4 protein-coding genes and 1 pseudogene are annotated in these 4072 nt (G+C 72.1%); 2 read left to right on the forward strand and 3 right to left on the reverse strand.

Features of this window, described 5'->3' with window-relative positions:
- Positions 1–103 precede the first annotated feature (103 nt).
- The 3 genes from ACIQVZ_RS42225 to ACIQVZ_RS42235 form a co-directional block, all read right to left on the reverse strand.
- Complete coding sequence (locus tag ACIQVZ_RS42225) at positions 104–1378, reverse strand: TolB family protein (RefSeq protein ID WP_402458455.1); 1275 nt, start codon at positions 1376–1378, stop codon at positions 104–106.
- A 236-nt stretch (positions 1379–1614) separates the two neighbouring features.
- Entirely contained in the window at positions 1615–2385 is a 771-nt protein-coding gene (locus ACIQVZ_RS42230; protein ID WP_350887852.1) for a lysophospholipid acyltransferase family protein, read from the reverse strand.
- A gap of 266 nt (positions 2386–2651) precedes the next feature.
- Positions 2652–3077, reverse strand: a complete 426-nt coding sequence (locus ACIQVZ_RS42235) for a DUF4395 domain-containing protein (protein WP_350887854.1) — start codon at positions 3075–3077, stop codon at positions 2652–2654.
- 216 nt (positions 3078–3293) lie between these two features.
- On the opposite strand from ACIQVZ_RS42235, the gene ACIQVZ_RS42240 reads away from it, so the two are divergent.
- Together ACIQVZ_RS42240 and ACIQVZ_RS42245 are read left to right on the forward strand one after the other, a co-directional pair.
- A complete protein-coding gene (locus tag ACIQVZ_RS42240) occupies positions 3294–3695 on the forward strand; it encodes a thioredoxin family protein (RefSeq protein WP_350887856.1) in 402 nt (133 codons plus the stop codon).
- A gap of 264 nt (positions 3696–3959) precedes the next feature.
- Positions 3960–4072, forward strand: a pseudogene (locus ACIQVZ_RS42245) (electron transfer flavoprotein subunit beta); the annotation flags it as partial.

The raw sequence follows: 4072 nt of genomic DNA on the forward strand, positions 1-4072 counted from the left end.
GGTACTGCAGGGGGGACCCTGTGGGAGAGTAGGACGCCGCCGAACAATCATTCACAGAGAACCCCCATCCGGGAGACCGGATGGGGGTTCTTTGCGTTGTGCTTCACTCGTCCTGGAATTCTTCATCCTCTTCCCACGGCCGCGATTGTGCCTGGGTCGATGTCCGGCCATCGGGTTGAGGCGGTACCGCCGCCGTTCCCCACGCCGGCCGGGTCAGCCAGGCGTCCCTGTCGTTGGTGAGCCGGGCGATTCCCGTCCCGTCCGGCCGCATGGTGTAGAGGTCGGCCTCGGAGCCGGCGGGGGCCTGGGCGAACACGATGGACTTGCCGTCGGGCGCGTAGGACGCGGTGCCGTAGAAGACGTTGGACGGCGCGGGGGTCAGCGCGCCGATGGCGGTGCCGTCGGGGTGGACGGTGTAGATGCCGCCGCCGGGGGCGTCGGCGCGGCCGGCCGGGTAGGTGGTGAAGAGGATCTGGGTGCCGTCGGGTGACCAGTTGGCGCGGTCTCCGGCGCGCAGTTCCCAGGGGGTGAGCTGCCGCAGCCCGGTGCCGTCCGCGGCGACGACGTAGATGGCGCGGCTGTTGGCGGGCTGACCGGTGGCACCGGTGCGGTACTCGAAGGTGAGTTGCTTGCCGTCGGGGGACCAGCTGGGGTTGCTGACCTGCCCGGAGTACGGCTTGTCGTTGGTGAGGAAGGTGAGCCGCTGGACGTCGGTGCCGTCGGGGCTCATCAGGTAGAGGTCCGAGTACTGGACCTGGTTTCTGTCGGCCTGGTCGAGGGCGCCCCAGGAGCGGCTGAAGGCGAGTTGCTTGCCGTCGGGCGAGTAGGCGGGGGCGCGTTCGTCCTCGTTGGTGCAGTCGGCGGTGCCGGTCTCGCAGAGCTGGCCGATCTGGCGGGCGCCGTCGCCGCTGGTGGAGACCGTCCAGAGGCGGGCGGCGCCGCTCCGTGGGTCGGTCCGGTCGAAGGCGATCGTGCTGCCGTCCGGGGACCAGTCGGGGCGGTCGTCGCGGGTGCGGTCGGGCGGCTGGGTGACCTGGTGCCAGTCGGTGCCGTCGGGTGCGAGGGTGACGATGGCGCTGGTGGTGCGGGCGGCGTTGAGGAATTCCCCGCCGACGATCAGACCGTTGTGCGCGGGGGTCGCAGGTGTTCCGGCGGCGGCGCCGACCACGCCGGGGCTCGCGGCACCGGGGCTCGCGGCGGCGGTCGTCGACTCGGGTGCGGCGGAGGGGGCGTCCGCCTGGATCTCGGACAGGGGGATCTCACCGGGTTCGGCGCCGCACCCGGTGAGCAGGGCGCTCAGCAGCAGAAGGCCCGCACCGGCGCTGGCGCGGGTGCGGGCCTCGGGTGTGGACCTGGGGGACTGCCCTGTGCGGGTCATCCGTGTCATATCCGCTCCGACCTTTCCGACCTCTCCGGCGTTCGCTCCGTCCCCGATGCAGGACGAAGGCCCCTCAAAGGGGCTGTCACTGTGTCAGACGGGGAGCGTCGGCGACCGGGCGACACGCGACGCCTGGCGTTCGGTCGGTCACACGGAGTAGAAGGTCTCGCGGAGTGGTGAAGCGGAGCACCGGTGCGGGGAGGAACAGGGACGTGGTGGACCCGGGGCGGGGCCGGTCAGCCCCGGGCGGCGCGGCGCTCGGCCTTGGCGAGGGCCTCCGCCTCGTCCTCGGCCTCGGCGACCTCCAGGGTGGGCGCGGTGCCGTCGAGGTGGGTGGGCAGCCACCAGGTGTCGTCCGGGCCGGAGGGCTTGCCGGGGTACTCGCGCTGGGCCTGGTCGAGCATCTCGCTCATGGCCGCACGCAGCCGTCTGGTGACCATGACGGGCTTGTCGTTCGGGCCCAGGTGAATCGGTTCGCCGATCATGATGGTGACGGGGACGTGGCGCTTGGTCAGGGTCTTCGGGCGGCCCTTGGTCCAGAGCTGCTGGGTGCCCCAGAGGATGACGGGCAGCAGCGGGGTGCCGGAGTCGGCGGCCATCCGGGCGGCGCCGGTCTTGAACTTCTTCAGCATGAACGAGCGGCTGATGGTCGCCTCGGGGAACACCCCGACGACCTCGCCGGCCTTGAGGGCGCGCACGGCGGCCTCGTACGCGGGCTGCCCGTCGGTGCGGTCGACCGGGATGTGCTTCATGCCGCGCATCAGCGGGCCGGAGACCCGGTGCTTGAAGACGTCGTCCTTGGCCATGAAGCGGGTCTTGCGCTTGCCGCCGCGGTAGGCGCCGAGGCCGGCGAAGAGGAAGTCCAGGTAGCTGATGTGATTGCTGACCAGTACGGCTCCGCCCCTGGCGGGGATGTTCTCGGCGCCTACGATCTTGATCCGCACGTCGAGCGCACGGAAGGCGGTGAGTGCGGCGCCGATCACCGGCGGGTACACGAACTCTGCCACGGTCAGTCCTGACTTCCACGGGCCGGAGCCCGGTACGGCGGGTACCCGCGTCGCTGAGCGGGGGCCGACCGGAGCGCGGCACGCCGCGGCGGTCACGGGTGATTCACGGAGATGATCCCCCGAACGAGTGCCTGCTGTCACCTGAGCCGTGCGGTCAAGCGGATATTCGAGGTGTGATCTCCGTGATGAGTTCGGGTGGGAACTTTTCCCCTCCCGGCGACCTGGAGGCCCGCTCCGTCCCGGAGGCCCAGGGACCCGAGGGGTGGCTAGGCTCCGGCGCCGAGGCGTCCCTGGGCGCGGCGGACGAAGGGGTAGACCTCACGGCCGAGGCAGTAGCCGAACGCGGCGTTGAGGAAGGCCGCGGCCAGGGCGAAGGCCGTGGCCAGGAGGCCGAGCCAGGCCACCCCGGTGAGGAAGCCGAGGGCGCCGACGACGGCGAACACCAGGCCGACTCCCTGCGCGAAGCGGGGCGGCCGCTCGTCCTCGGTCTCGGAGGGCGGGGCCAGCCGGGGGAGGAGGAGGGCCTGGTAGAGCCAGCCGTAGGGCGAGAGCCGCAGGCCGCCGAACGCGCCGAGTGCGAAGACGAGGGCCTGGACGGCCAGCAGCACGTCGCTGCCGGTGATGAGGGCGGCGGCCAGTACGACCGAGGTGAGCGCGGCGGCGAAGCGGGGACCGCGGGGGTCGATCTGCACGAGGGCTCCGGGAGGGTCGCGACGGGCGGCGGCGGGGCGCGTCAGCGACAGCGGGTGGTGGTGGCCCGGCCCAGGTCGACGACGCGACGGGAGGTCAGCAACGGCGGTGCGGTGCGGTCGGATTCCACCCGGCGATCGTACGCGGGCCCGGCCCGGTGGTCGACCTCCCTTTTGAGGCCCGGGGCCGCTGCCGCAGACTGGGGACGGCCGGGTTGGGTGGTGTGCGTCGTCGTGGCGGCGCCGGTGACCGCCTTCGGGCTGCTACGGGCACGGCACGACGGGAGGCTGAGGGTGCGCACCAACGGCGGGGCGGTACGGCTGTCGGAGGCGGAACTGGGCGGGGCGCTCGGCGAGCGGGCGACGCTGGTTCAGTTCTCGACGGCGTTCTGTCAGCCGTGCCGGGCCACCCGCCGGGTGCTCGCGGAGGTGGCCGGCATGGTCGACGGGGTGGCGCACGTCGAGGTGGATGCCGAGGAGCGGCTGGAGCTGGCTCGCCGGCTGGAGATCCTGCGGACGCCGACCGTCCTGGTGCTGGACGGGGGCGGCCGGGTGGTGCGCCGGGCGGCCGGACTGCCGCGCAAGGTGGATGTGATCGCGGCGCTCGGCGAGGTGGTGTGAGCCGGGGCCCGGGCGATCCTGCGGCGGATATGTAGTCCGATCAGGTGGTGCCGGGGCTGCCCTGGGGCAGGATGGGCGGAGACGGAAGTGCAGCCGCCCGGCCTAAGCTACTGGCCAGTAGTGACCACTGGACTACTGCCGAGTATGCTGCCAGGAAGTTCCGGACCGGCACGGGAACCCGCTGCCCGGAGCGGGCGCGCACCGTGTTCGCGCCCCGCTTGCACAGCCGCAGCCGCCGGACGAGACCAGTACAGGAGACAGGCCGTGAGCTTGAGGATCGTTGTCTGTGTGAAGTACGTGCCGGACGCGACGGGTGACCGTCGGTTCGCGGACGACCACACCACCGACCGGGAGGGTGTGGACGGCCTCCTGTCGGA

This window comes from Kitasatospora sp. NPDC098663, from assembly GCF_044760075.1.
GTDB lineage: Bacteria > Actinomycetota > Actinomycetes > Streptomycetales > Streptomycetaceae > Kitasatospora.

Coding starts and splice junctions, on each gene's coding strand:
- ACIQVZ_RS42225 (WP_402458455.1), bottom strand. CDS start 1,378: ATGACCCGCACAGGGCAGTCCCCCAGGTCCACACCCGAGGCCCGCACC.